The 24,353-nt window shown below is 60.4% G+C and carries 26 protein-coding genes; 5 read left to right on the top strand and 21 right to left on the bottom strand.

The genetic code is table 11. The features are described 5' to 3' along the window. The first annotated feature begins 88 nt into the window (after window positions 1–88). Window positions 89–1,264 (top strand): sensor domain-containing diguanylate cyclase, encoded by a 1,176-nt coding sequence (locus AC07TV_RS03700; protein ID WP_494647052.1) that lies wholly within the window; start codon window positions 89–91, stop codon window positions 1,262–1,264. 236 nt (window positions 1,265–1,500) lie between these two features. On the opposite strand, the gene AC07TV_RS03695 is transcribed toward AC07TV_RS03700, so the two are convergent. Together AC07TV_RS03695 and AC07TV_RS03690 are read right to left on the bottom strand one after the other, a co-directional pair. Further along, window positions 1,501–2,631, bottom strand: coding sequence for a glycosyltransferase family 4 protein (locus AC07TV_RS03695; protein WP_494647051.1), 1,131 nt, complete (start codon window positions 2,629–2,631; stop codon window positions 1,501–1,503). After that, the gene (locus AC07TV_RS03690) at window positions 2,631–3,047 is read right to left on the bottom strand and encodes a diacylglycerol kinase (RefSeq protein ID WP_494647050.1); all 417 of its coding nucleotides are present in this window, start codon (window positions 3,045–3,047) and stop codon (window positions 2,631–2,633) included. Before AC07TV_RS03690 ends, AC07TV_RS03695 begins: the two co-directional genes overlap by 1 nt. A 101-nt stretch (window positions 3,048–3,148) precedes the next feature. Here AC07TV_RS03690 and AC07TV_RS03685 point away from each other — a divergent pair, with 101 nt between their 5' ends. After that, window positions 3,149–3,838, top strand: coding sequence for a PA4824 family protein (locus tag AC07TV_RS03685; RefSeq protein ID WP_494647049.1), 690 nt, complete (start codon window positions 3,149–3,151; stop codon window positions 3,836–3,838). 91 nt (window positions 3,839–3,929) lie between these two features. Then, window positions 3,930–4,304 carry a Crp/Fnr family transcriptional regulator gene (locus AC07TV_RS03680; RefSeq protein ID WP_494647048.1) on the top strand — a complete coding sequence of 125 codons (375 nt, stop codon included), beginning with the start codon at window positions 3,930–3,932 and terminating at the stop codon, window positions 4,302–4,304. Here the strand turns inward: AC07TV_RS03680 and AC07TV_RS03675 are convergent. From AC07TV_RS03675 to AC07TV_RS03650, 6 genes are all read right to left on the bottom strand, one after another. After that, window positions 4,274–4,549: a hypothetical protein gene (locus AC07TV_RS03675; protein WP_494647047.1), complete on the bottom strand. Its 276-nt coding sequence runs from the start codon at window positions 4,547–4,549 to the stop codon at window positions 4,274–4,276. The two genes, AC07TV_RS03680 and AC07TV_RS03675, sit on opposite strands and share 31 nt — an antisense overlap. After that, window positions 4,507–5,688 (bottom strand): glycosyltransferase, encoded by a 1,182-nt coding sequence (locus tag AC07TV_RS03670; protein WP_494647046.1) that lies wholly within the window; start codon window positions 5,686–5,688, stop codon window positions 4,507–4,509. Before AC07TV_RS03670 ends, AC07TV_RS03675 begins: the two co-directional genes overlap by 43 nt. 1 nt (window position 5,689) lies before the next feature. Next, complete coding sequence (locus tag AC07TV_RS03665) at window positions 5,690–6,487, bottom strand: UDP-2,3-diacylglucosamine diphosphatase (RefSeq protein WP_494647045.1); 798 nt, start codon at window positions 6,485–6,487, stop codon at window positions 5,690–5,692. Window positions 6,488–6,714: 227 nt separating this feature from the next. Beyond that, the gene (locus tag AC07TV_RS03660) at window positions 6,715–7,497 is read right to left on the bottom strand and encodes a tetratricopeptide repeat protein (protein ID WP_494647044.1); all 783 of its coding nucleotides are present in this window, start codon (window positions 7,495–7,497) and stop codon (window positions 6,715–6,717) included. A 227-nt stretch (window positions 7,498–7,724) separates the two neighbouring features. Then, window positions 7,725–8,564: a phosphatase PAP2 family protein gene (locus tag AC07TV_RS03655; protein WP_494647043.1), complete on the bottom strand. Its 840-nt coding sequence runs from the start codon at window positions 8,562–8,564 to the stop codon at window positions 7,725–7,727. Next, on the bottom strand, window positions 8,561–10,192 hold the full coding sequence (locus tag AC07TV_RS03650; protein ID WP_494647042.1) for an ArnT family glycosyltransferase: 1,632 nt from the start codon (window positions 10,190–10,192) through the stop codon (window positions 8,561–8,563). The genes AC07TV_RS03655 and AC07TV_RS03650 overlap by 4 nt, the downstream gene beginning before the upstream one ends. 120 nt (window positions 10,193–10,312) lie before the next feature. On the opposite strand from AC07TV_RS03650, the gene purT reads away from it, so the two are divergent. After that, complete coding sequence (gene purT / locus AC07TV_RS03645) at window positions 10,313–11,512, top strand: formate-dependent phosphoribosylglycinamide formyltransferase (RefSeq protein ID WP_494647041.1); 1,200 nt, start codon at window positions 10,313–10,315, stop codon at window positions 11,510–11,512. 170 nt (window positions 11,513–11,682) lie between these two features. Then, a complete protein-coding gene (locus AC07TV_RS03640; protein WP_494647040.1) occupies window positions 11,683–12,165 on the top strand; it encodes a bacteriohemerythrin in 483 nt (160 codons plus the stop codon). Between the two features lie 30 nt (window positions 12,166–12,195). On the opposite strand, the gene AC07TV_RS03635 is transcribed toward AC07TV_RS03640, so the two are convergent. The 13 genes from AC07TV_RS03635 to pstB (AC07TV_RS03575) form a co-directional block, all read right to left on the bottom strand. Next, complete coding sequence (locus AC07TV_RS03635; protein ID WP_494647039.1) at window positions 12,196–12,774, bottom strand: hypothetical protein; 579 nt, start codon at window positions 12,772–12,774, stop codon at window positions 12,196–12,198. Further along, window positions 12,771–13,532, bottom strand: coding sequence for a hypothetical protein (locus AC07TV_RS03630; protein WP_494647038.1), 762 nt, complete (start codon window positions 13,530–13,532; stop codon window positions 12,771–12,773). The genes AC07TV_RS03635 and AC07TV_RS03630 overlap by 4 nt, the downstream gene beginning before the upstream one ends. 92 nt (window positions 13,533–13,624) lie before the next feature. After that, window positions 13,625–14,677 (bottom strand): phosphate ABC transporter substrate-binding protein PstS, encoded by a 1,053-nt coding sequence (gene pstS / locus AC07TV_RS03625; protein WP_494647037.1) that lies wholly within the window; start codon window positions 14,675–14,677, stop codon window positions 13,625–13,627. A gap of 21 nt (window positions 14,678–14,698) precedes the next feature. Then, window positions 14,699–15,514 carry a phosphate ABC transporter ATP-binding protein PstB gene (gene pstB, locus AC07TV_RS03620; RefSeq protein WP_494647036.1) on the bottom strand — a complete coding sequence of 272 codons (816 nt, stop codon included), beginning with the start codon at window positions 15,512–15,514 and terminating at the stop codon, window positions 14,699–14,701. Between the two features lie 19 nt (window positions 15,515–15,533). Continuing rightward, window positions 15,534–16,427, bottom strand: a complete 894-nt coding sequence (gene pstA / locus AC07TV_RS03615; RefSeq protein ID WP_494647035.1) for a phosphate ABC transporter permease PstA — start codon at window positions 16,425–16,427, stop codon at window positions 15,534–15,536. Beyond that, a complete protein-coding gene (pstC, locus tag AC07TV_RS03610) occupies window positions 16,427–17,392 on the bottom strand; it encodes a phosphate ABC transporter permease subunit PstC (RefSeq protein ID WP_494647034.1) in 966 nt (321 codons plus the stop codon). Before pstC ends, pstA begins: the two co-directional genes overlap by 1 nt. 105 nt (window positions 17,393–17,497) lie before the next feature. Beyond that, window positions 17,498–18,523 (bottom strand): phosphate ABC transporter substrate-binding protein PstS, encoded by a 1,026-nt coding sequence (gene pstS / locus AC07TV_RS03605; RefSeq protein ID WP_494647033.1) that lies wholly within the window; start codon window positions 18,521–18,523, stop codon window positions 17,498–17,500. A gap of 127 nt (window positions 18,524–18,650) precedes the next feature. Continuing rightward, window positions 18,651–19,721, bottom strand: a complete 1,071-nt coding sequence (locus AC07TV_RS03600; protein ID WP_494647032.1) for a transporter — start codon at window positions 19,719–19,721, stop codon at window positions 18,651–18,653. An 11-nt stretch (window positions 19,722–19,732) separates the two neighbouring features. Further along, window positions 19,733–20,662, bottom strand: a complete 930-nt coding sequence (ppk2, locus tag AC07TV_RS03595) for a polyphosphate kinase 2 (protein WP_494647031.1) — start codon at window positions 20,660–20,662, stop codon at window positions 19,733–19,735. A gap of 177 nt (window positions 20,663–20,839) precedes the next feature. After that, complete coding sequence (gene phoR / locus AC07TV_RS03590) at window positions 20,840–22,132, bottom strand: phosphate regulon sensor histidine kinase PhoR (RefSeq protein ID WP_494647030.1); 1,293 nt, start codon at window positions 22,130–22,132, stop codon at window positions 20,840–20,842. Between the two features lie 5 nt (window positions 22,133–22,137). Next, on the bottom strand, window positions 22,138–22,824 hold the full coding sequence (gene phoB, locus AC07TV_RS03585) for a phosphate regulon transcriptional regulator PhoB (protein ID WP_494647029.1): 687 nt from the start codon (window positions 22,822–22,824) through the stop codon (window positions 22,138–22,140). After that, on the bottom strand, window positions 22,821–23,510 hold the full coding sequence (gene phoU, locus AC07TV_RS03580) for a phosphate signaling complex protein PhoU (RefSeq protein WP_494647028.1): 690 nt from the start codon (window positions 23,508–23,510) through the stop codon (window positions 22,821–22,823). The genes phoB and phoU overlap by 4 nt, the downstream gene beginning before the upstream one ends. A 14-nt stretch (window positions 23,511–23,524) precedes the next feature. Further along, window positions 23,525–24,304: a phosphate ABC transporter ATP-binding protein PstB gene (gene pstB / locus AC07TV_RS03575; protein WP_494647027.1), complete on the bottom strand. Its 780-nt coding sequence runs from the start codon at window positions 24,302–24,304 to the stop codon at window positions 23,525–23,527. Window positions 24,305–24,353 lie beyond the last annotated feature (49 nt).

The following is a 24,353-nucleotide window of genomic DNA, read 5'->3' as shown; positions in this document are numbered from 1 at the left end:
CTCCTAAACCAGCACACACCGAACGGAGCGCGACATTTTGGCCTGCGATGAAGAACGAATAGTCAGCTATCAACGCGCCGTACGCAGCATGCGAGAAGGCGACTTCGCGATCGAGTTCCCTACCGAGCCGAAAGATGCCGTAGGTATCCTTGGCGAAGAATTGCAAAGACTTGCCGAGCATCTTGAATGGCATTTTGATCACGCGCGAAAACTGCAGGAAGTCACCGACTCGGTCATTGGCGGCTTATTCCTTGACGATGTCCTGAAAAGAATTTTTGATGCCTTCCGGGCTGTCATTCCATATAACCGGCTCGGCTGCGCCCTGATCAACGAAGACCAATTGTCCGTTTCAACCTATTGGTCATGTGCGGATTATCCGGAGACTCATCTGCCGAACGGGTTCACGGCCAAACTTGCCGGGAGCAGCCTGAGCAACATCGTGCATACCGGGCAACCGCGAATTTTGAATGACCTGACCGAATATCTCTCGGAGAACCCAAATTCCCATTCGACGCGCCTGATGGTCGCCGAAGGCATTCGCTCCAGTCTGACCTGCCCCTTGATCAGTCAAGGAAAACCCATTGGATTTATTTTCTTCTCGAGCCTTGAGCCTGGCACCTACAAGGACCTGCATCAGGGAATTTTCCGGCGGATTGCCACCCAACTATCGACACTGATTGAAAAGAGTCGGCTCTATCAGGAAATTGTCGACATTAACCAGCGCCTGGCGATTACGCAGCAGGAGTTGCAGGACTTGGCGACGCGCGATCAGCTTACGGGCATCTACAACCGCAGAGGCATTCTCGAATTGGTCGACGCCGCCGTCGCCAAGGCAAAGCGGGAAAACCGCCGCATGGCCTTGATCATGGTTGACATCGATTACTTCAAGAGAATCAATGATTCGGGTGGCCACATCGCCGGAGACGAGGTGCTCCGGGAGGTTGCCTCAAGAATGACCAACAGCGTCCGCGAATACAACCATGTCGGCCGATTGGGTGGTGAGGAGTTCCTTGTCTTGCTTGATGAAGCAGACTGCGATCACGCACACGATATAGCTGAACGACTGCGCAGCGCTATCGACATGAAACCGATCAATTGCGATGGCACGACGTACTCAGTCACAGTCAGTGCTGGCGTCGCCCAGGTTGTCGATACGGAAAAACTGGTCGATGTCCAACATCTGATACTGACGGCTGATGAGGCGCTTTACGAATCAAAACGCAACGGGCGCAATAGAGTTACCTGTCGCCAGGCGATGGCCTAGGGCGTATCCACGACGAGCGGTTAGCCGCGCAAGCAATTGCCGGTGGGAACGCCCGGCGTCGGCGCTTTTTTGACGCTTCAGCCTGCGGCAGCATTGCTTCGCGCCAGCCGTCCCGCCCCCACACACATCCAGCCGCCTCCAACCGGGGCATTCTGGTTCAAGATTCGATTTTGGCCATTTTTCCCGGTTGACCATAGCGCTCCGGCCGGCAAACCAAATTGCGCATTGTTCGTTCTTCAGGCTCGATTTGACATCGCTTCGCGCGCGACGCTTTCGAAGGTTTCGACGACGCCGGCCCAGCTGCGCGGCAGCATCGTCTGGCGGGCGGCTTCGGCCATTTCGCCGAGGCGCTCGGCTTCGTCGAGCATCCACAGCGCGCCTTCGACGTAGCCGCGCTCGTCGCCGGGCGAGGCGACCATGCCGTTTTTCTGCTGGGCGATCAGTTCGGCGGCAGCAGCGCTGCGATAGGCGATAACCGGCAGGCCGCTGGCCATCGCCTCGGCGACGACGTTGCCGTAGGTTTCGGTCAGGCTGGGGAAGAGAAAGAGGTCGGCGCTGGCGTAGTGGGCGGCGAGGTCTTCGCCGATGCGCATGCCGGCGAAATGATGATCCGGATGATCGGCGGCCAGTTGTTTGGCCGATGGGCCATCGCCGACCCAGACCATCTTGGCCTTGGGATGCCAGACCTGGATGGCGGCAAAGGTCTTTTTGACCAGGGCCAGATTCTTCTCGGCCGCCACCCGGCCAACGTAGAGGCAGGCCGGCCCGTCTCCCTCGACGCCCCAGGTCTGGCGTAAGGCCTTGCTGCGCCGGGCCGGATCGTACAACTGCGTATCGACGCCACGGCCGACGACGCGTACCCCGGTCAGCCCTTCGCCAGCCAGATCGGCGGCCAGCGCCGCCGTCGGCACCATGGTCGCCAGCGTTCGCCGGTGCAGGGTGCGCAGGTAGGCGGCGACGGCCGGGCGCATCCAGCCCATGCCGTAATGCACGCTGTAGCGGTCGAAATTGGTGTGAAAGCCGGAGGTGACCGGGATGCCCATCTTGCGGGCGACGCTGACGGCCGACCAGCCGAGCGGCCCTTCGGTCACCACATGGACCAGATCGGGCCGCTGCTGGCGCCATTGTCGGGCCAGCCGACGCCCGGCCGGCAGGCCGAAGCGCAGGCCGGGATAACCGGGCAACGGAAAGCCGGGCAAAGCCAGTTCATGCTCACTGCCGGCATCGCCCTTGCCCTGGCGTGGCCGGATGACGCTGACCCGGTGACCGCGTTCGCGCAAGCCGCCAACCAGCCGGCCAACGGTCATTGCGACGCCATTGACCTCGGGCGGGAAGGTTTCGGTGACGAAGGCAATGACCAGCGACATCAGGCGATCTCCATGAGCACGCAAGCCCAAACGAACATGACGAGGATCAGCGAAACGAGCACCGCGGCGCTGCCGATATCCTTGGCGCGTTTGGCCAGGCGATGGTTTTCCAGGCTGACGCGGTCGACTACGGCTTCAATGGCCGAATTGAGCAACTCGACGACCAGGACGAGCAGCACGCTGGCGATCATCAAGCCGCGGCCCATCCACGGCACCGGCAGCAGAAAAGCCGCCGGGATGAGCAAGGCGGCGAGCATGACTTCCTGGCGGAAGGCGTCTTCGCACAGGTAGGCGGCCTTGAGACCGGCCAGCGAATAGGTCAGGGCATTCCATACCCGGCGCAGTCCGGTCTTGCCCTTGAAGGGCGATTCGTTGGCCGGATCGAGGCCGAGTTCGTTCGACGAGGGTTCCTGCATGAAATCTCCGCGAAAGCGCTCACGTTAATCAGGTAGCGCTAAGCTTTGATGACAGGCCAGGTCATCGCTCTGTCACAATTCGCCCCTAGGCTCGTCCGGATATGCCTAAGCGCCCACTTTTCGCCCTGCTCATCCTGCTCGCCATCGGGCCGGCTGCCCATGCTGCCCGCCCGATGATCACCGACGACGCCCGGCTGACCGATGCCGGCGCCTGTCAGGTCGAATCCTGGGTGCACCTGCACGGCAGCCAGCACGAGTTCTGGGCCTTGCCGGCCTGCAACCCGGGCGGCAATTTCGAACTGACTTTCGGCGGCGCGCTGGCCTATGCCGACGGCCATCAGGAAAGCGGTGCCATGGTCATTCAGGGCAAGACCCTGCTCAAGCCGCTGGAAACCAATGGTTACGGCATCGGTTTAGCCGCTGGTTACGCCACGCAACCGGGCAGCGCACACACCGGCAACCCGTATTTCTACGTGCCGGTCAGCTTTTCGCTGGCCGACGACCGGGTGGTCATCCACACTAACCTCGGCTACACCCGCGAACGCGAAAATCAGGAAAATCGGCTAACCTGGGGTCTCGGCAGCGAAATCGAGATAACACCAAGAAGTTACCTGATCGCCGAAAGCTATGGCCAGGACAAGGGCAACCCTTTTTTCCAGATGGGCGTCCGCTACTGGATCGTCCCCGGCCACCTCCAGATCGACACCACCTACGGCAGCCGGTTTGGCGCCATCATCGACCAACACTGGTTCTCCATCGGTCTTCGCCTGATCTCGCCGACCTTGTTCTAGGTCAAGCCCGGGGTAACTGTAATATTTTCGACATGAAACAGAAGCCAGCCTATGCTAAAAGGCCTAGTCTCGTTCATCCGGAAATGTAACCATGGTTTTCTTCGAGCTGTTTACGCACAACCCCACCATCATCAAGGTCGCCCCGGGCGCCGCCCTGTTTTCCGAGAATGAGGATGGCCAGATGATGTACGTCCTGACCGCAGGCAAGGCCGAAGTCATCGTCAACAACCGGGTCGTTGAAAACCTCGAGCACGGCAGCATCGTTGGCGAGATGGGCCTCGTTTCACCCGGGCCGCGCTCGGCCAGCGTGGTCGCCGTGACTGAATGCGAATTCGTCGAAGTCGACGAAAAGCGCTTCCAGTTTCTCGTTCAGCAAACACCGTTTTTCGCCACCCAGGTCATGCGCGTCATGGCTGAACGCCTGCGCAAGGTCAATCAGCTGGTGGCGCCGCTCGAAGACATCTGAGCGCCGGGCGCCAGCCGGTGTTCGCCGCACCAGCCGTGCGGCCCGACAACCGGATGGCGCCAGTGATGCGCTTCGCGCGGCGAGCTGTCGCCGGCGAAGACCGGGGGGTAGCGGTGACACAGGCCGGTGAGCGCATCACTCGGCCGGAAGTAGAAGCAGCGGACGCAGCAGGCGTCGGAATGATCGTTCATCGGGCCGGTGATCAGATTGCCACGGTCAACCGGAATTTCTGGCCAATTTTGCAATTGGTCAGCTCTCCGTAAAGGCGTGCCAGCCGCTCGGCCATGGCCACATCGGTCCATTCCTGCGCGTAAATCGGCGCCTCATCGTTGAGATGGCGCCATGCCTCGGGGTGTTTGAGGAACTGGCCAAGCACTTCACCGAAAGCGCGCGGGTCGTTCGGCGGCGAAAAGGCCCCGCGGGCCGGGGCCAGGATGTCGGTCGTTCCCATTTCGGACAGCGCGATGACCGGGACACCGGCCGCCATCGCTTCGAGCAGGACCAGCCCCTGCGTTTCGGTGCGCGAGGCGAAAACGAAAACATTGGCTGCCGCATAGCAATCGGGCAGCGCCTGCTGACGGTCGAGGTAGCCGATGAACTGGACGGCATCCTGCACGCCCAGCGCCGTGGTCTGCGCCTTGAGGTCGGCCATTGCCGGGCCTTCGCCGGCGATGACGAGCAGCGCGTCGGGGCGAATCTGGCGGACCTGGACAAGGGCTTCGAGGAGGAAGCCGATATTCTTTTCATGGGCGACGCGGCCGACGAACAAGGCCATCGGCCGCGCTTCGGCTATGCCGAATTTCTGGCGAAAGCGCTTTCCATTGCCGCCGGCGAATTGCGCCATCGGGATACCGGTCGGCAGAACATGCATCGGCGAGGTGACGCCATAGCTTTCAAGCCGCTGACGCATGGCCGTCGATGGCACGATCACCGCATCGAGCTGGTTGCATTGCCGGCGTGACAAGGCCCGCGCCTGACCGCGCAACCAGCTCGGCGGAATCGGCTTGGCGTAGTGCTGCAAATATTCTTCGAACAACGTGTGATAAGTCGCCACCACCGGCAGGCCGAGTTTGCGCCCGGCCTTGAGGCCGGCGTAGTGGGCGATGAACGGGGTCTGGACGTGGATCAGGTCGCAGTCCTGCGCCGCATCGAGCACCGCCCGGTGCATCGCGCGCCAGCCGACCAACCGGTCTTCGCGGTCGCCCGGCACCGGTCGGCCGGCGACGCGCACGATGCCCGGCTCGTCAATCTCGTTGCCATAGCGCGGAACGACCAGTTTGACCTCGACGCCCTGCCCTGCGAGCGTGCGGCGGAAAGTCTCGATGGAAGTCGAGACGCCATTGACGCGGGGGAAATACACGTCGGAAACCATCAAAACACGCATCTCAGGCCTCTACAGTTTCGACAACGGATTGGACAACCGGGGCGGCCAGCATGGGCACCGGCTTTTGTTCGCCCCAGGTGACCAGTTCGAGCCGGCCGTCGAAGTGTTCGACGATGGCCGTGCAGGAATCGACCCAGTCGCCGCAATTCACGTAAGTCAGGCCGTCGATCTCGCGGATCGTCGCCCAGTGGATGTGGCCGCAGATGACGCCGTCCAGGCCGCGCTCCTTGGCGTGATGGATGGCCGATTCTTCGAAATCGAAAATGAAGGTCAGCGCCGTCTTGACCTTGCGCTTGGCGTAGCCGGCCAGCGACCAGTAGCCGGAAATGCCGAGCTTGCGCCGCCCCCACGAGAGCAGGCTGTTGATACGGACGAGCATTTCGTAAGCCTTGTCGCCGAGCACGGCGACCCAGCGATGATGACGCGTTACCTGGTCGAACTGGTCGCCGTGGATGAGCAGAAAACGGCGGCCATCCACGGTTTCGTGGACCAGTTCGTCGATGACCTCGACCTCGCCGAAAACGATGCCGCAGTAATCGCGCAGCACTTCGTCGTGGTTGCCCGGGATGAAGACGACGCGGTCGCCATGCCGGGCCCGGCGCAGCAGTTTCTGGACGACGGTGTTCTGGGCCTGCGACCAGTTGATGCTGCGGCTCATCGCCCAGAAATCGACGATGTCGCCGATCAGGAAAGTCTGTTCAGCCGGATGTTCGCGCAGAAAATCGAGGAGTCTGTCCGCCTGGCACGCCCGCGTGCCAAGGTGGATATCGGAGAGAAAAACGCTTCTGACCTTGGGCATGGCCGCACGATACGGCCGCCCCGTGACCCCGAAATTACTGCTTCGTTAAGCTTTTGTTGCAGCCGCGACGCCTCCTGGAGAGATGGGGCGCAACCGACGGGAAATCACCGCCCGTCACCGACCATTTCATTTTTGGGCGTTTTTCCCGGTTGACCGTGGTAATTGCCGGCAACGCCCATTCACCGCGCTTGGCTTGGCAACCTGCCGCAATACTTCCCGAGAATTGGCTATTTCGGACGGACGAGAGCCGCCGCCGGTTGTGTCGGCATGGACAATTCTAGCGCCACCTTGAGTGGCTCTTCGCCCATCGTCCGGACCAGAGCCTCGCGTTCCAGCACGGCGTCCGTTTGCTTGGCAGCGGCGGCCCGACTGAGCCAGACGTAGGCGCGAGCCGAATCCTGCGCCACCCCGACACCATCGCGATAAAACCGCCCCAGTTCAAGCATGGCATCGGGATGTCCCGTTGCCGCGGCCAATTGCACCCATTTGGCCGCCTGCCCGACATCTTTCGGGCGATTGTTGCCGGTCGCCAGGTCTCGTCCGATCTGCAGCATCGCACCAGCATCGCCGTTGTCGGCCGCCTCCTGCTGTTTTTGGGCGCGCGTTGCCGGGTTGTCGCTGGCCTCTGCAGCCACGCCACCAGTCAGCAGCCGATTCGGCGCACCGGCCGTACTTTCCTCCGGGAGCGCCGTTGCGGTCAGCGCGACAGGCGCAGGCTTCGGCTTGTCGACGTTTTCCAGCCAAAAATCGACGACTACGAAAATCCCGAAGCACAGCATCAAGCCGGCCGTGCTGTTGATCAGTATCCGCTCCAGAGAAGCGCTGTTGCGGGCCAGGAAGCGATGCGCGCAATCATTGCAGCGATAGGGACGAAACCCCGACGAGCCCAGCTTTTCGGTCTTCGAATGCCACCTTGAATGTCGACAGTCGGTGCCATTGCACACCGGACACTTAAGTCCGGCCCCGACAAGGCGCGCGATATCGACGTATTTCAGAATGGACGTTGGCATGATTTTCGGTTCACGCTATCTGTATGGAATTGCTGTAGACCAGGCAACGGACTGCGGGTTTCCTGAATTCAAAAGCCATAAGAAGGCGTGAACCATGCCCCCGAGCATCGCGTTCTGATGGATTTCGAAAGAGAAAACGGACAGTACAAACTATTGGCGTATTTTGCAAACAGCATACCGGCAACGACCGCTTTGGCGCGCGAAGATCGCCCTCGCCAAATCCTGAATCAGGCTGCGCGGTCTTCTGCGACAAGCCCTTCGAGCGGCCGGTTCGCCGCCTGCCAGCCGCCGCGCAGCAGGGGCTGCAGATAGAACAGGACGAAGCCGCCCAGCCCCCACAAACAGGCGACGATGCGCCACGGTCGGGTATCCGGGTAGCCCTGGCCGTCGAAGGGTAGCGTTGCCACGGCGATGACGGCGATGGCAATCAATATCCAGTGGGCGCGAATGCCCAGGCCCCAGCGAAAATGTCGGGTCAGGCGCAGGCCCAGCCAGCCGCCGGCCAGGCCGATCATCCCGCCGGCCAGCACATCGACCGGCCAGTGGGCGCCGACGGCAATTCGCGAAAACGCGGCCAGGGCGGCGATGACGACGATGGGCAAAGCGCGCCACCAGCCGAGCAGAGCCAGCCAGGCGACAACAAAGGAAAAGGCCGAAACGGCATGGCCGGACGGGAAGCTGTGTGCCGTCAGGCGGGCGCCGATGATGGTGATCTGGCTGGCATCGAGTACTGCCGCCGGCCGCGGCAGGTCGAACCAGACCTTCAAGCCACGGCTCATCGCCCCGGCGAGCAGCGCCCCGACGACCAGCGCCCAGAAAACACGCGGGTAGCGGAGGCAGAAAGGCAGCATCAGGGCGAGCTGGACACGGCCGTCGCCGAGCGTTGTCAGGCTTTCCCACAGCCAGGGCGGCAAGAAAATCTGGCTGGCCGCCTGGGCGGGAATGAAGCCGACGTACCAGTCGCCGGTCTGGCCGACGGCGACCAACCCGAGCGCGAAGAGCAGGCACAGGCCAAGGATGGAAGCGTCGAAAACCGGGTTGCGGGCGTGCAGCGTTTGATCGTTCATTCCTTGTCCTCACGCTCAACACGGGCCAGCGTGACGAAGCTGCGCTGATAGACGTCGCGCAGGGTCAGCCCCGGGGCGAGCAGCGCCAGGACCTCATGCTTGCGGTCGGTACGCGTAAACACCAGCTGGCCGAGTTCGGGCACGCGGGTCGGCGTCGCGGCCTGGCGATAGACGCTGAAGCTCGGCATGATGATGCGCCAGGCGACGACATTGGTTTCGCCACTTTGCTTGACCAGCATGGCCGCTTCGCGCACCGGTCCTTGCGTCACTTCGATGGCGCGCGGGGCGATGACGAGGGCGACTGTGGCGGCCTGCAGCAGACCGGCAAGAACCAGGCCCTGCCAGACCGGCAGGCGGCGCCAGAAAGCCAGGCCGATGACGGCAACGGCAAGCAGCGGCAACAACCAGCGCGCTTCGTCGGCGAAGGCGATGGTCAGGCCATCGAGCAGGAATTTCTCGAACGGCCGACTGGCCTTGCCGGCGGCGAAGGCGAGCACTTCCGGCAGAACGGCGAGGAGCAGCGCGAAGAGGATCATCGGCACGAAGGCCAGCCAGCGCCGCTCGAAATCGAGCCGATGGCGGGCAAGCAGGATGAACACCGGCGTGCAGCCGTAGAGCAGGTAATGCGGCAACTGCGTGCCGGAGAACGAGAAGAAGGCGAAGACGACGATGAACCAGATGATCAGGAAGCGTTCGAACAACGCATCGCTGTCGCTCTGGCCCAGCGCGCCGGCCAGCTTGCCGGCGATGGCGAAGAGCCAGCCGGTGAACGGCAGCAGGATGAAGGGCAGCACCGCGAAGTAGTACCACCAGCGCCCGCCGTGGCCTTCGAAGGTGTCGGCGTAGCGGTTGATGTTGTGCTTGAGGTAAAAGCCGCGGAAGAAGGCATCGCCCTGATCGAGATAGACCGCGACGTGCCAGGGAACGACGATGGCCAGGAAAAGCAGCCAGCCCGGCCAGAAAAAGACGGCTTTGAGCCAGTCGCGCCAGGCGCCGGCCGAGACGAAAAACAAGGCGCTGATGAGCAGCGGGAAGAAGACGGCGACCGGCCCCTTGGCCAGGAAACCAAGGCCGAGCGCGGCATAGACAGCGAACAGCAGGCGCCGCGTTTTGGCTGCCGGCTTGCCGTCCCGACAGGCGACGAAATAGTCGTAGATGCCGAACATGGCCAGCGCGATGAGCAGGTTGAGCAGCGCATCGGCAATCGCTGCCTTGGCGATGAAGCCGACGACCAGCGTCAAGGCCATGACCAGCGAGGCGATCTGCGCCGTCATCTGGTTGCCGTGGCGCAGGCAGAAACGAAATAGCGCGAACACCCAGAGCACGGCAAAAATGATCGACGGCAGGCGGAAGCCGATTTCGCTGACACCGAGCACGGCGACCGAGGCGGCCTGCGCCCAGTAAATCAGGATCGGTTTGTCGTGGCGCGGCGCGTCGTTGAGAGTCGGCGAGACCAGATTGCCGCGCGCCATCATTTCGCGCGTTGCTTCCGAGAAGGCGCCCTCATCGACATCGGTCAGCGGCAGGCTCCAGGCATTCAGGAAAAAGGCCAGGAGGAGCGCCAGCAACAGGCTGAACGGCGACAGCAGAAAACGTTCGACGGAGAGCGGGAGGGATCGGAATTGCATCGCGGCATTATAAGGCAGCGACAGGCGCCAACCAGCCGCGGGAAGACATCCGGCTTGACGCTTCCACGGTCGACGCCTAAATTCGGCCAAAATCCAAATCTGCCAATCCGAGGAAACCCCATGCAAATCGGCACCCCGCTCTCCCCTTCCGCCACTCGCGTCATGCTGCTCGGTGCCGGCGAACTCGGCAAGGAAGTGATCATCGCGCTGCAGCGCCTGGGCGTTGAAGTGATCGCTGTCGACCGCTACGAGAACGCCCCCGGCCATCAGGTCGCCCATCGCGCCCACGTCATTTCGATGACCGATGGCGCCGCGCTGCGCCGGCTCGTCGAACTGGAAAAACCGCATTTGATCGTGCCGGAAATCGAGGCCATCGCCACCGACATGCTGGTCGAGATAGAGGCTGCCGGGCTGGCCGAGGTGATCCCGACGGCGCGCGCCGCCAGGCTCACGATGAACCGCGAAGGCATCCGCCGGCTGGCCGCCGACGAACTAGGCCTGCCGACATCTCCCTACAAATTTGCCGATTCGCTGACCGAACTGCAGGCTGCTATCGATGGCGGTATTGGCTACCCGTGCATTGTCAAACCAACCATGTCGTCGTCCGGCAAGGGCCAGTCGTTGCTGCGCGGCCCGGACGATGTGCAGAAGGCCTGGGACTACGCGGCAAGCGGCGGCCGGGTCAATCAGGGTCGCGTCATCGTCGAGGGTTTTGTCGACTTCGATTACGAAATCACCCTGCTTACCGTCCGTGCCCGCAACGCGGCCGGCGCAGTGGTGACTCACTTCTGCGAGCCGATCGGCCACATCCAGGTCGCTGGCGATTACGTCGAATCGTGGCAACCGCAGGCGATGACCCCGACTGCGCTCAAGCGTTCGCAGGAAATCGCCGCCGCCGTCACCGGCAACCTCGGCGGCCGCGGCCTGTTCGGCGTCGAACTGTTCGTCAAGGGCGACATGGTGTGGTTCTCCGAAGTCAGCCCGCGGCCGCACGATACCGGGCTGGTCACCCTGTGCTCGCAACGTTTTTCGGAATTCGAACTGCACGCCCGCGCCATCCTTGGCCTGCCAGTCGACACCGCGCTGCGCGAGCCGGGTGCCTCGGCGGTCATTTACGGCGGCATCGACGAATCGGGCATTGCCTTCACTGGGCTGGAAGAGGCGCTGGCCGTGCCGCGCACCGACCTGCGCCTGTTCGGCAAGCCGGAAGCCTTCAAGAAACGCCGCATGGGCGTCGTCGTGGCCAATGGCGAAACCACCGATGAGGCCCGGGGCAACGCCAAGCTGGCGGCCGGCAAGGTGCGGCCGATCAAGGGCTGAAAAAAGAGGCGGCGACACACTTCCACGGTCAACCGGAAATTCTGACCAAAATCAAAAGGAAACCGTGAAGTAAGTCACGCCCCCCCTGTCGCACTGTTGACACACGTCAACTGAAACACCCCAAAACTGCTATTTACTCCTGACATTGCAAAAATGTCAGGAGAACAGTCATGCCGATTATCTGGGACAAAAAACTCGAAACCGGGATTGAAGTCATCGATGCCCAGCACCAGCGCATCGTCGAGTACATCAACGATCTCGAAATTGCGAAGATGAAGCTCGACAAGAAGATGGTGAACGAGATCATCGAGCAGTTGATCGATTACACGCAGTCGCATTTCGGCTTCGAGGAAGAAATGCTCGAAGAGGCCGGCTACAAGTTTCTGAAGCCGCACAAGAAAGTCCATGAACTGTTCATTCGTCGCGTGACCGATATCACCATGCGCGCCGCCAAGGGCGAGGATATCGTCGATGAACTGCACATGATGCTGTCGAAATGGCTGATCAACCACATTTCCAACGAAGACCGCGACTACGCCGATGCAGTAAAGCAGATGACCGGGGTCGATCACGCGACAGCAGCCGTTGCGACCATCGAAAAACAACCCAGCCCTGGTTTCCTGAGCGGACTGCTTGGCCGCTTTTTCCGCTAACGCTGCAGCTTAAGAGACCCCGGGGGCTGTTCAGATTCCAGCCACCCGACGAAGGTGCTGGCCCGATGAAGCAGGCGAATGAGCATGCCGCTTTGCCGCCTGTGAATGAGTCACGGCATCCAGCACCTTTTGGGTCCAGTGTTCGTCGCCAGGATGAACAACGACGACCCTGAATCCGTGCGTCTCGCCCTCCATCTGCACACCTTCGGAATCATCTACGTGCAGGTCTATGCCGAAGGCCGGTGGAAACTTCGATGGCGAGTTCGAGAACCCGTGAACCGCCAGGCCGCGACGATGCCGGGCATTGTTGACGACGCCGTCCACCCGGATGCCGTGGAGCAATAGCCAGCGCCGAATGTAGAACGGCGAACGATCCGAAGACGTGTAGATCCAGATACTGCACCCGCGGCGACGCAATTCCCGGATCAGCGCCCGCGTCCCGACACGCAGCGGCTCACCCAGCCATCGATGGATGGCCGCCGGCACCCGGCTTTTTTCGGCAACTGCATGGCCATGGTGACAGGCCAGGGTATCGTCAATATCAAACGATATGCGTGTGCGCGGCTGCCGGCGGGCGCTTGCTGAAACCAATCCAGTCCGGCTGTTCATGGCTTGCTGTGCCCAGAAGCCGGCGCCCCGGCATTCGGGTCGATCCTCGCGCGTTCCGCGGGCGACACGTCGACAAGCACGGCGCGTCTATTTTCAATCAAAAACATGCCACGCGAGCGCCTGGACTGCTCCTCGAGAAATGCGGCGTATTTTTTCTTGATCTTGGGCAGCTCAAATAGCGCCATAACGCCATGCTTGGCCGAATTTCGTATTACCGACGAAGGGTTGAAGAAGGCTTCAGCGTTATCCACGGTCAAAACAAAAGGGGAGAGGCCCTCCCGTAGCAGCAGATAACTGGCGATGATCGATCCGCTACGGTGATTACCTTCGATGAATAGCTGCGGCTTGCTGAGAATCCGCACGTAGACACCGGCCGCCCGCTTCCATGGCGATTCGTCACGATGTTTGCCGTACCAGTCAAACAAGTCCTTGATGCCGCCCTCTTCGTTGTTGAAGAAGTGCTTTTCGGTGGCCTCCAGATGTCCGGCAAACTCCAGGCGCGCCACGGGATCACAACCGCATAGAACCGAGGCATTGATTTCGAGCATCAGATCAACGTGCTGCAGGTCAAACAGATCGATCCCTCGCGTCACGTAGTCATCAATCAGTGCATACGCTTCGAGAATGTTCTCCAGAACCTCATCGCTGAACGGATCACGCGGTTCGACCAAGCAATCGTTGAGCCGGGAAAAATGCCTCTGCACCTCAGTCAGAGAGCTTCTGATCGCTGACAAATTCAGATGGCGAGGCGCGGGCAATGGAATTCCATGCAATAAGAAAACGTCGATGTTAAACGAAGAAACGCCGTGTTTGACACGACGTTTCTTCGGGGTTCAGGCGGGAAAGCTGATTACTGCACGCGGTTCAGCGCCACCCTGCTGCGCTCGGCGACATCGACGGGAAGACGAATGAATCCGAGGTCGTTGCTGAAGCGCTGGCCCTCGGACAGGCCCCACTTCACAAAGCGCTTCAGCGCTTCCTGTTTTGCCGGATTGCCCGATTTCTCCTTGAGCAATAGCCAGCTGAAAGTCACGATAGGGTAGGAGTCAGCGCCATCCGGATCAGGAATGAAGACTCGCAAATTAGCCGGTATGCGGTTCAGGTTGGCAGCCAGCGTTGCTTCACCGACCGAGTCGCTCGGCACGACAAAACGCCCTTCCTTGTTCTCCAGCTGCGCCGTCGGCATGCCGAGCTGCTTGGCGAAACTGTATTCCACATAGCCAATCGAGCCTACACTCAATTTGACGCGCGAGGCCACACCTTCGTTGCCGCGCACCATCATCGTGTTGTTCGGCCAGCTGACAACTTTGCCGGTACCGGGGCCACGGTCCCGCCAGAGCGGACTGACCGCGCTCAGATGATTGGTCAGCGCAAAAGTCGTACCGCTGCTGTCCTGGCGTGCTACCAGAATGATTTCCCGATCCGGCAAGTTGAGGCCGGGGTTCGTCGCCTGAATGCGAGCGTCGTTCCAGCGCGGAATCTTGCCCATGAGCAACGCGACATAGGTGTCGCGATTCAGCTTCAGCGGACCGTTGAGACCGGGCAGATTGTAGGCCAGCACAATCATCCCGGCGGTAGCTGGCACCAACACGGCACCGTGCTTGGCCAAGGCGATCTGGTCATCAGTCATGGCAGCATCACTGGCCCCGAAATCGACGCCGTCGTCTAGGAAGCGTTTGATCCCCTCGCCGCTGCCGACAACCTTGTAGTCGATCACGGTAGCCGGCTCGACATTGCGGTACTCAGCAATCCACTTCTTGTACAACGGCGCCGGGAAGGTTGCCCCCGCCCCCTGCAGGACAGACCCCTTTCCCTCACCTGGCTTGACGCCCTGCGCGAAGGCGACGGGGACGACCATGACGGCCGCCAGCATTGATCCGAGGATCGCGGTTCTTAGCTTCATGCGGAGTCTCCTGACAATTGACTAGCTGAAATTGCCGCTGATGTAGTCGTTGGTCAGCTTCTCGCGCGGGCTATTGAAAATTTGATCGGTAGGACCCATTTCAACGAGGTAACCGGTGCGGGTCCCCTGGGAAATATCGACCGAGAAGAACGCTGTGGTATCCGCCACCCGCGTTGCCTGGTGCATGTTGTGCGTGACCAGGGCGATGGTGTAATCCTTCTTGAGCTCGACCATGAGTTCTTCGACGCGCCGGGTAGCGATTGGGTCAAGCGCCGAACATGGCTCGTCCATCAGCAGCACTTCCGGTTCGGTGGCAATGGCGCGGGCGATGCAAAGACGCTGTTGCTGGCCGCCTGACAGGGCCAGGCCACTGACCTTGAGCTTGTCCTTGACCTCATCCCACAAGGCGGCGCCCTGCAAGGCATGCTTGACGCGGTCGCCAACATCACCTTTGTATCGGTTAAGGCGCAGGCCGAACGCGACATTGTCGAAGATGCTCATCGAAAATGGGTTGGGCTGCTGAAAAACCATACCGATGTAACGGCGGACGACGACCGGGTCGACACCCTTGCCATAAACATCCTGGCCGAGAAAATGGACGTGTCCGTCAAAGCGGAAACCGACCACCAGATCATTCATCCGGTTCAGGCTGCGCAATACCGTACTCTTGCCGCAGCCTGAGGGGCCGATAAAGCCGGTGATCTTGTTTTTTTCAATCGGCACATGGCTGTCGCGCACAGCCATGAAATCGCCGTAGAAAATCTTGTCCAGTTTGCAGTCCATGACAATGGAGGAGGCTGCTGTAGCCGGGCTGGTCTGTTGCATCATTGCAGTCATGATTCAGTCCTTCTCAATTTCAGATCTTGGTTTTGCCGACAAGACGGCTAACGATATTGACGACCAGCACGATCAAAACCAGCACCAGGGAAGCAGCCCAGGCAAGTTCAAGCTGGTTGTCGAACGGCATCCCCGAGAAGTTGTAGATCAATACCGCGAGCGAGGCCGTCGGACTCATTGCATTGATGTGGCCCCCGTCGTAAATCCAGTAATTGCTGAACAGCGCAGTGAACAACAAGGGGGCTGTTTCTCCGGCAGCGCGGGCGACGGCTAGCATGACCCCGGTCAGGATCGCCGGCATTGCGGTCGGCAAGACAACGTGCCAGATCACCTGCGAGTTGGTACACCCCATGCCATGGGCTGCGTCCTTCATGATCTTGGGCACCATCTTCATGGCCTCCTCAGCCGTCAGCACGACGATCGGCAGCATCAACACCGCCAGCGCAATGCCGCCGGCTGGTGCCGAATAAGAGCCCGTCGTCAGAACAACCATGGCGTAGGCGAAGACACCCGCCAGAATCGATGGCAGGCCAGTCAGCGTCTTGGCGGCAAAACGGGCGGAATTGGCCAATTTGCTCTGCGGGCCCAGTTCGGCCAGGAAGATTGCCGCCAGAATGCCGACCGGAATCGCGATCAAGGCGGCAATGCCAACCATGACAAAGGTACCCACCAGTGCATTGCCGAAGCCGCCGCCCATCTCGAATCCGGCAGGCGGGAGTTCGGTAAACACCTCCATGCTTAGTCTTGCGCCACCGCGCGTGATCAGCATGTAGAGCACCGAGAACAGCGGCACACTGGCCAGCATTGCACTGACCCAGGTGATTGTGGTTAGCAGGATGCTGCGCAGAGCGCGAGTTTCAAACTTGCGCTGCAGACTTGGTACGGCAGACAGCGATGAACTCAAATCAGTCATTATTTGCTCCCGCGCTGTGAGTAGGCCATGATCAGCGAGCCGGCAACATTGACGGCCAGCGTGATCAGCATCAGGACAAGGGCTGCATACATCAGCACCTCGATTTCATTCGGCCCGGCTTCCGGAAAGTTCAGTGCGAGCAACGCAGCCAGCGTGTTTGCCGGCGAGAACAGCGAGAGCGAAATCTGGTTCGAGTTGCCGACCAGCATGGCGAGCGCCATGGTTTCACCCAATGCGCGCCCCAGACCGAGCACGAGCGCGCCAAAGATTCCGGTAGCAGCTGCCGGAATGATGACCTGCAGGATGGCCTCCCAGTGGGTGGCGCCCATTCCGTAAGCGGCCTGTTTGGTCTTGAGCGGGACCGAACGCAGCGCATCCTGCGAAACGGCGGCGATGGTCGGCAGGATCATAATGGCGAGCACCAATGCCGCGGGCAGCAAGCCGGGGCCGCTCAGCGTCGAGCCGAAGAAGGGAATCCAGCCCAGCGATTGGCTAAGCCAGTCAGTCAGCGGGCGAATCGCCGGAATCACCACGTAGATCCCCCACAGGCCATAGACCACGCTGGGGATGGCGGCGAGCAATTCGACGATGGTGCGAAAAACCGCTGCAACACGGGGAGGCAGAAAATCCTGCGTCAGGAAGATGGCCATGGTGACGCCAAAGAAGCCGCCGATCAGCAGGGCCATCAGGGCGCTATAGAGCGTTCCCCAGATCGCCGGCAGAATGCCGAATTTCTGCTGATTCACGTCCCAGACCGTACCGGTAATGAAATCCAGACCGTACTTCTGAATGCCAGGTACCGCTTTGCTGCCGATCTCGAAAACCAGCGCAGCGACCAGGGCCAGAATCACGACGACGCCAAGACGGGCCAGCGCGCGGAAAGTGCGATCAATCAGAAACTCTGTCGATGAGGGTGGCTGACAAACCGAATCCGCCTGAACGGGTACGACAAATGGTTTACTCATTGGGGGTCCAATATCTGTCATTGGCGCGGGGAAACAAGCCCCCGGCGTTTTATCGTCACTGACCGTGCGGGATGAATGGTTCACCCCGCGCGGCGCAGCGCGTTGTTACTTGATGTTGGCAGCAGCCTTGCGAACCTGCTCGACGACAACCTGCGGCAACGGGATGTAGCCCATCGCGGCAGCCATCTTCTGGCCATCGGTCAGGCCGTACTCGATCATGTCGCGCATGGCCTTGGCCTTGTTGGCATCGCCATTATTCTTGCGGAAAATCATCCAGGTGTAGGAAGTAACCGGATAGGACTTGGCACCATCCGGATCGGACAGCCAGGCAACCATGTCTTCCGGCAACTTGACCGAAGCCAGCGTCTCACCGCCATTGCCCGGGGAAACATACTGACCTGCCTTGTTCTGGAGCAGGGCGAAATCGACCTTGGCCAGCTTGGCAAAGCTGTATTCAATGTAGCCGATGGCGCCCGGGGTCTGGCGCACGGTGGCGGTTACGCCATCATTCTTCGGCGAAGCAACAAACTTGTCAGTAGCCGGCCAATTGACCGTGTTGCCTTCGCCGAGGGTCTTCTTGAATTCCGGATTGATCGCCGACAGGTGCATGGTGAACACGGCGGTGGTGCCGCTGGAATCGGCACGACGGACGACGGTGATCGGCAGATCAGGCAAGGCGACGCCTGGGTTGGCAGCGACGATCTTGGGGTCGTTCCACTTAGTAATTTTGCCGAGGAAAATATTCGAATACACATCGCGCGGAAGCTTGAGATCTTTCGGCTTACCCGGCAGATTGTAGGCGAGCACGATCTCGCCAGCCGTCATCGGCAGAAGTTGCACGCCCTCGGCAACCTTGGCGATATCTTCCTTTTTCATTGCAGAGTCGCTGGCCGCGAAATCAACCGTCTTGTTCAGAAAGTCCTGGACTCCAGCACCGCTCCCCTTGGACTGGTAATCGACAGTGACGGCCGTATTTTTCTTGCTGTAATCCTTGAACCAGGTGAGATAGAGCGGCGCCGGGAAGCTCGCGCCGGATCCGGTCAGGCGAAGTTTTTCCTGGGCCAATGCAGATGAGGTCGCACAGAGCGTCAGGCCGGCGGCGAGAGCAGCGGAAATCATGAGGCGTTTCATCGATTGGACTCCTTGGGTAAATTGATGGTCGATAATAAGAAGATCGTGTTACAGCGCGATGAACGCATTGGCATAGATGGGGGGCCCAATGGCGGGCCTGTGCGCTTGGCCGGCCGACAGGCACTGATCAGGGAGAGAAGCGGGTATCCCGACGCCGTGAAAAGGCGTACCAACCGGCAAAAGAGGTGAAGGCCGCCACGATGCCGGCGATCAGCCAGAACCCGTAGGCGCTTTCGGCGAAGGGAATCCCTCCGACATTCATGCCGAGCAAACCGGCAATGATGTTGATGGGCAACGCCATGACAGTCACCATGGTGAGAAGAAAAAGACTGCGATTCGTCTGCTCGGTGGTGTGTGCCGCGATTTCCTCCTGCAGCAGCTTGATTCTCTCCTGGAGTGCAGCAAGATCGCTGAGGACGGCCGAGAATTCCTCGGTAGCAGCCCGCAGTTCCTGAGCATCCTCCTCATCAAACCAGGAGGGCGGACGGTTCAGCAAACGGAACAGCGCGCCCGGCTCCGGCGCCAGCAGGCGTCGCAAGCGTACGAAAACCCGTCGCAAGGAGCCGAGCGTGCTGCGCTTTGTGTCGACCTGCCCGGCAAGCAACTTGTCTTCGATCAGATCAACTTCGGCCGTCGCATTGCGCGCAATTTGTTGCAGGACATCGGCCTGCCCGCGCAACAGTTGGGCCAACAGGGCCACCGGCGAGGCAATTAACGCCCCGCCCTTGATTGACATTTGAAGCCGGTCAACGCTGCGCAAAGGGTGCAGGCGCGCGCTGACAACGACCCTGTCGCTGACGCACATCCACAAAGTGGCCGTCTGCGTCGCATCGTAGGAGAACTCATAGATGAGGTCGTTGATCACCGCGATCAGGCAATCATCGTCCTGCTCGATCCGGGTTGAGGCCGGTCCTTCCCGCATGGTTTCGAAATAATGCGCAGGCAAGGAGAGGTGATCGACCAGCCACTTTTCCGAGTTGACGTTGGTCAGACTGAAATGGAGCCAGACAAACTCTGGGCCGCTCTCGCCTTGGTGGGCAACCAGCCATTTTGCGGCAGCAGCCGAGTCAATGGGTTGCCCGCTCGCCCCCGGCCCGAAAGCATAACCGCAGATCAGGCCGGCAGAATCCGAACCGTATGAAAGATCTGCCCGGAGAAGGGCCGGCTTGGCCGCCCCTTCGTCCGCTATCGCGCTCATCTAACGACGACTCAATAGACAGCCGGCACAAACATTTCTGCAGGCACCGGATTGCGCAGGTAATCCGGGTTATGCACACGCTCGGGAAGGACGACTTCGTCTCGCTCAATCTCGGCGTAGGGAACCTGACTCAGCAGATGGTGAATGCAGTTCAGCCTGGCCTTTTTCTTGTCCACCGCTTCGATGATCCACCATGGCGCCTCCGGAATATGCGTGCGCTCAAGCATCGTTTCCTTGGCCTTGGTGTAATCCTCCCAGCGGCGGCGGGACTCCATGTCCATGGGGCTCAGTTTCCATTGCTTGAGAGGATCGTGGATGCGCATCTTGAAGCGCAGCTCCTGCTCGTCGTCGGTAATCGAGAACCAGTATTTGAGCAGGATGATGCCGGATCGCAGCAGCATCTTCTCGAACTCGGGAACGGTTCGGAAGAATTCCTCGTACTCATCCTCATCACAAAAACCCATTACCTTCTCGACCCCAGCCCGGTTGTACCAGCTGCGATCGAAAAGAACCATCTCGCCTGCAGCGGGCAGATGGGAGACATAACGCTGGAAATACCACTGCGTGCGCTCCCGTTCGCTTGGAGCCGGCAGGGCTGCGACGCGGCAGACACGTGGATTCAGACGCTGGGTGATGCGCTTGATGACGCCACCCTTGCCGGCGGCATCACGGCCTTCGAACAGGACGACGACTTTAAGTTTTTTGTGGACCACCCAGTCCTGGAGCTTGACCAGTTCGCCCTGCAGGCGGAACAGCTCCTTGAAGTAAAAATGCCGCTCCAGATCTGCGGAGGTGCTGGCTGCCGTAGTCGCCTCGGCAATCAACTCATTCATGCGATCGTCGTCGATTTCCATTTCCAGTTCTTCATCAAAACTGTCCAGCATTTCGGCATGCACCCGTCGTTCGTAATCGCTCAGCGCTACGGTCTTGTCTGCGTTCATGAAATCTCCAGTTGGGCGCGTGATCAAAGCATCAAGAGATTCATTGGCCACCGTCGGCCAAGCCTAGCTTCCTGAATGTCTCAAGCTGTCGTGACACTTTAGTCGCCGCAAGTGACAGTAACGTTACCCGGGCGCCCGACACTTTTCCCACGGGCGCAACAGACCGAACGAAAAGGATTAGACCCTGGCCAGGCGAGTTGCCGGGAACTTCGCAGCAAAGCGGCTGCCAATGCCTGGCGCGCTTTTGATATCAAGCTGAGCCTGATGGCGATTGAGCGAGTGCTTGACGATGGCCAGCCCAAGCCCGGTACCACCGGCATCGCGCGAGCGGCCGCGGTCGACGCGGTAGAAACGCTCGGTCAGACGCGGAATGTGTTTGGCCTCGATACCGATCCCGGTGTCTTCGACAGAGAACTCCGCCCCCTGCGGGGTGACTTTCCATTCGATGCGCACAGTGCCGCCGGCCGGCGTATAGCGCACAGCGTTGGCGACAAGGTTGCCGAAGGCGCTGACCAGTTCCGGTTCCGAACCACGCAGGTCGCACTGTCCGTCGGTTTCGGCCACGATAGTGTGCCGACCGCCTGACAGCGCCTCGCCATCGCGACGCAGCTTGTCGATGAGGTTGCTCATATCGACCAGATCATTGTTGGGCGGCGGTGCCGACTCGATGGAAGACAGGGTCAGCAAGTCCTGGACGATGGACTCCATGCGCTTTGACTGTTCGGCCATCATGTCCAGATAGCGACGCTGGTCGTCGCGGTCGAGTTCTATTTCCTGCAGCGTTTCAAGGAAGCCGGCGAGGACGGTGAGCGGCGTACGTAGTTCGTGTGAGACGTTGGCCACGAAATCACGACGCATGCGGTCGAGACGGTCACTCTGGGTGACATCCTTGATCTGCATGAGGCGCCGATTCCCTGCATAGGGAACCACATGGATCGACAGGACACGATCCGCTCCACGATCCGAACGCAGGGTCAGCGGCCGCTCAAAATCACAGCCCTCCAGGTAGGCGACGAACTCCGGCTGGCGCACCAGATTGATGATGGGCTGCCCGCGATCGGTTTCCGAGACGAGACCAAGTTGATCTTCCGCCGTTGTGTTGCAGTAGATGATCTGATGATTCAGATCGAGCGAGACAACACCATCGGTCAGCGCCTGAAGCGCGGCAAAAAGACGCTCGATCTGGTCATCGCGATCAGAGATCTGGGTACGCAGGTCTTTTTCATGCCGATAAAGACGACCAAAAATACCATCCCAAGCCCCCTCGCCTTCCAGGCTGGGATCAACGATGGGACGCTGTGACCAACGATCCAGTCGGGCGAAGTTGCGAAAGTTGAAGAGCATCTGCAGGCCGAGCCCGGCGCAGAAGACGGCCCAACCGGCCCACGGCACGACAAAGTAGCCAACCGGGATGGCAATGCCTGCAGCCAAAAGGATCAGTACGAGGGCGTTGACGATTTGCGACGGCACGTCGCTCAGGCTCCCCGGAAGCGGTAGCCCGTTCCGCGCACCGTTTCGACGCGTTCGTGGTTGCCGGAACCTTCCAGCGCAGCGCGCAAACGGCGAATATGGACATCGACCGTGCGCTCTTCGATGAAGACGTGGTCGCCCCAGACTTCATCAAGCAACTGGGCACGGGTGTAGACACGTTCGGCGTGGGTCATGAAGAAGAAGAGCAGGCGGAACTCGGTCGGCCCGAGTTCGATCGGCTGGCCGCTGGCCAACACGCGATGGGTCGCCGGATTGAGCGCCAGGCTGCCGATCTCGACCGCTTCGCCGGCCAGGTGCGGGGCCCGCCGACGCAGCACGGCGCGGACGCGAGCGACCATTTCCTTGGGTGAGAAAGGCTTGGTGATGTAGTCGTCGGCGCCGGCTTCGAGGCCTTGCACCTTGTCTTCTTCGTGGACGCGGGCGGTCAACATGATGACCGGCAGTTCGCGGGTCCGCTCATCGGCCCGGATTTTCTTGGCCAGCGCCACGCCGGACTGCCCGGGCAGCATCCAGTCGAGAATGACCAGATCGGGCAGCGCAGCACGGATGGCCGACTCAGCCTCCTCGGCGCTACCGGCACGGACGACAAGAAAGCCGGCGTGCTTGAGGTTGATGGTGACGAGTTCCTGGATGGCCGGCTCGTCTTCGACAACCAGGATGGTCGGAGTCACTGCGCCTTCTCCTTGGTGTGGCGGATGTCACGGCCTTCGACGATAAACACGACCTGTTCCGAGATATTTTTGGCGTGGTCACCGATGCGTTCGATGGCCCTTGCGATCGAGATGATGTCGATGGAAGTGGTAATGGTGCGCGGGTCTTCCATCATGTGCGTAATGAGCTGACGGATGATCGACTTGAATTCAGCATCGACGTCGGTATCTGCCCTGATGACATTGGCCGCCTGTGGCGTGTCGAGGCGGGCAAAGGCGTCGAGTGCCTGGCGCACCATGATCAGCGCAGCTTCGGCCAGATGGCGGACGCCAACACCGTATTGCCCGGGCAAATGGCCGTTTTCATAGATGCGGCGGACGCCCTTGGCGATCTTCTTGGCCTCGTCGCCGGCCCGCTCAAGATCGGTGACGATCTTGCTGATGCCGAGGATCAGGCGCAGGTCAGAGGCGGTCGGCTGGCGCTTGGCGATGACGTGGGCGCAGTCGTCATCGATAGCCTTTTCGAGTTCATTGACCTTGCGGTCGGTTTCGACGATGGTCTTGACGCTGGAGATTTCGCCCGTGGAGTATGCGTCGATGGCAGCGGAAACCTGGGTTTCGACCAGACCACCCATCTGCAGTACATGTGTGCGCAGGCGGCTGAGTTCGTCGTCGAACTGGCTGGAAAGGTGTTGGCTTTCGTTCATTTCATATCCCCTGATTAACCCATGCGGCCGGTGATGTAATCTTCAGTGCGCTTGTCTTGCGGCTTGATGAAGATTTCGTCGGTCTTGCCGAATTCGATCAGCTCGCCCAGGTACATGTAGGCGGTGTAGTCCGAAACACGGGCAGCCTGTTGCATGTTGTGGGTAACGATCAGGATGGTGACGCGCTTCTTGAGTTCGTGCACCAGTTCTTCGATGGCGCCGGTGGCGATCGGGTCAAGCGCCGAGGTTGGCTCGTCGAAAAGCAGCAGTTCGGGGTCGGTAGCCAGGGCGCGGGCAATGCACAGGCGTTGCTGCTGGCCGCCGGAAAGGTTGGGCGCCATGTCCTGCAGGCGGTCCTTGACTTCATCCCAGATTGCCGCGCCGCGCAGGGCGTGTTCGACCTTGTCGTCGAGCACACGACGATTGTTCTCGCCACGGACGCGCAGGCCATAGGCGACGTTTTCGTAGATGGTCTTGGGGAACGGATTCGGCTTCTGGAAAACCATGCCGACACGCATGCGGACTTCGATCGGATCGACATCCGGCGAGAGCAGGTTGGTGTTGTCCGGGAAGAAGCGGATTTCGCCTTCGTAACGGTTGCCCGGATAAAGGTCGTGCATGCGGTTGAAACTGCGCAGATAGGTCGATTTTCCGCAACCGGAAGGACCGATCAGGGCGGTAACCTTCTTGTCGTAGATCGGCATGTTGATGCCTTTGAGCGCCTTGGCTTCACCGTAGAAAAAGTTCAGGTTGCGAGCTTCGGCCTTGAGGGTCGGGGTGTCATGAATCTGCATCGGAGACTCCATTTCGGATTTCATTTTTGGGCGATTTTTCCGGTTGACC

The organism is Azonexus sp. GW821-FHT04F04 (assembly GCF_059420025.1).
Note: the sequence above shows the minus strand (reverse complement) of the source record. Positions and strands in the feature narration are given on the sequence as shown.

Excerpts from the sequence above, each read along its gene's own strand:
- AC07TV_RS03700 (WP_494647052.1), top strand. The coding sequence starts at position 89 with ATGCGAGAAGGCGACTTCGCGATCGAGTTCCCTACCGAGCCGAAAGAT.
- AC07TV_RS03695 (WP_494647051.1), bottom strand. The coding sequence starts at position 2,631 with ATGTCGCTGGTCATTGCCTTCGTCACCGAAACCTTCCCGCCCGAGGTC.
- AC07TV_RS03690 (WP_494647050.1), bottom strand. The coding sequence starts at position 3,047 with ATGCAGGAACCCTCGTCGAACGAACTCGGCCTCGATCCGGCCAACGAA.
- AC07TV_RS03685 (WP_494647049.1), top strand. The coding sequence starts at position 3,149 with ATGCCTAAGCGCCCACTTTTCGCCCTGCTCATCCTGCTCGCCATCGGG.
- AC07TV_RS03680 (WP_494647048.1), top strand. The coding sequence starts at position 3,930 with ATGGTTTTCTTCGAGCTGTTTACGCACAACCCCACCATCATCAAGGTC.
- AC07TV_RS03670 (WP_494647046.1), bottom strand. The coding sequence starts at position 5,688 with ATGCGTGTTTTGATGGTTTCCGACGTGTATTTCCCCCGCGTCAATGGC.
- AC07TV_RS03665 (WP_494647045.1), bottom strand. The coding sequence starts at position 6,487 with ATGCCCAAGGTCAGAAGCGTTTTTCTCTCCGATATCCACCTTGGCACG.
- AC07TV_RS03660 (WP_494647044.1), bottom strand. The coding sequence starts at position 7,497 with ATGCCAACGTCCATTCTGAAATACGTCGATATCGCGCGCCTTGTCGGG.
- AC07TV_RS03655 (WP_494647043.1), bottom strand. The coding sequence starts at position 8,564 with ATGAACGATCAAACGCTGCACGCCCGCAACCCGGTTTTCGACGCTTCC.
- AC07TV_RS03650 (WP_494647042.1), bottom strand. The coding sequence starts at position 10,192 with ATGCAATTCCGATCCCTCCCGCTCTCCGTCGAACGTTTTCTGCTGTCG.
- purT (WP_494647041.1), top strand. The coding sequence starts at position 10,313 with ATGCAAATCGGCACCCCGCTCTCCCCTTCCGCCACTCGCGTCATGCTG.
- AC07TV_RS03640 (WP_494647040.1), top strand. The coding sequence starts at position 11,683 with ATGCCGATTATCTGGGACAAAAAACTCGAAACCGGGATTGAAGTCATC.
- AC07TV_RS03635 (WP_494647039.1), bottom strand. The coding sequence starts at position 12,774 with ATGAACAGCCGGACTGGATTGGTTTCAGCAAGCGCCCGCCGGCAGCCG.
- pstS (WP_494647037.1), bottom strand. The coding sequence starts at position 14,677 with ATGAAGCTAAGAACCGCGATCCTCGGATCAATGCTGGCGGCCGTCATG.
- pstB (WP_494647036.1), bottom strand. The coding sequence starts at position 15,514 with ATGACTGCAATGATGCAACAGACCAGCCCGGCTACAGCAGCCTCCTCC.
- pstA (WP_494647035.1), bottom strand. The coding sequence starts at position 16,427 with ATGACTGATTTGAGTTCATCGCTGTCTGCCGTACCAAGTCTGCAGCGC.
- pstC (WP_494647034.1), bottom strand. The coding sequence starts at position 17,392 with ATGAGTAAACCATTTGTCGTACCCGTTCAGGCGGATTCGGTTTGTCAG.
- pstS (WP_494647033.1), bottom strand. The coding sequence starts at position 18,523 with ATGAAACGCCTCATGATTTCCGCTGCTCTCGCCGCCGGCCTGACGCTC.
- AC07TV_RS03600 (WP_494647032.1), bottom strand. The coding sequence starts at position 19,721 with ATGAGCGCGATAGCGGACGAAGGGGCGGCCAAGCCGGCCCTTCTCCGG.
- ppk2 (WP_494647031.1), bottom strand. The coding sequence starts at position 20,662 with ATGAACGCAGACAAGACCGTAGCGCTGAGCGATTACGAACGACGGGTG.
- phoU (WP_494647028.1), bottom strand. The coding sequence starts at position 23,510 with ATGAACGAAAGCCAACACCTTTCCAGCCAGTTCGACGACGAACTCAGC.
- pstB (WP_494647027.1), bottom strand. The coding sequence starts at position 24,304 with ATGCAGATTCATGACACCCCGACCCTCAAGGCCGAAGCTCGCAACCTG.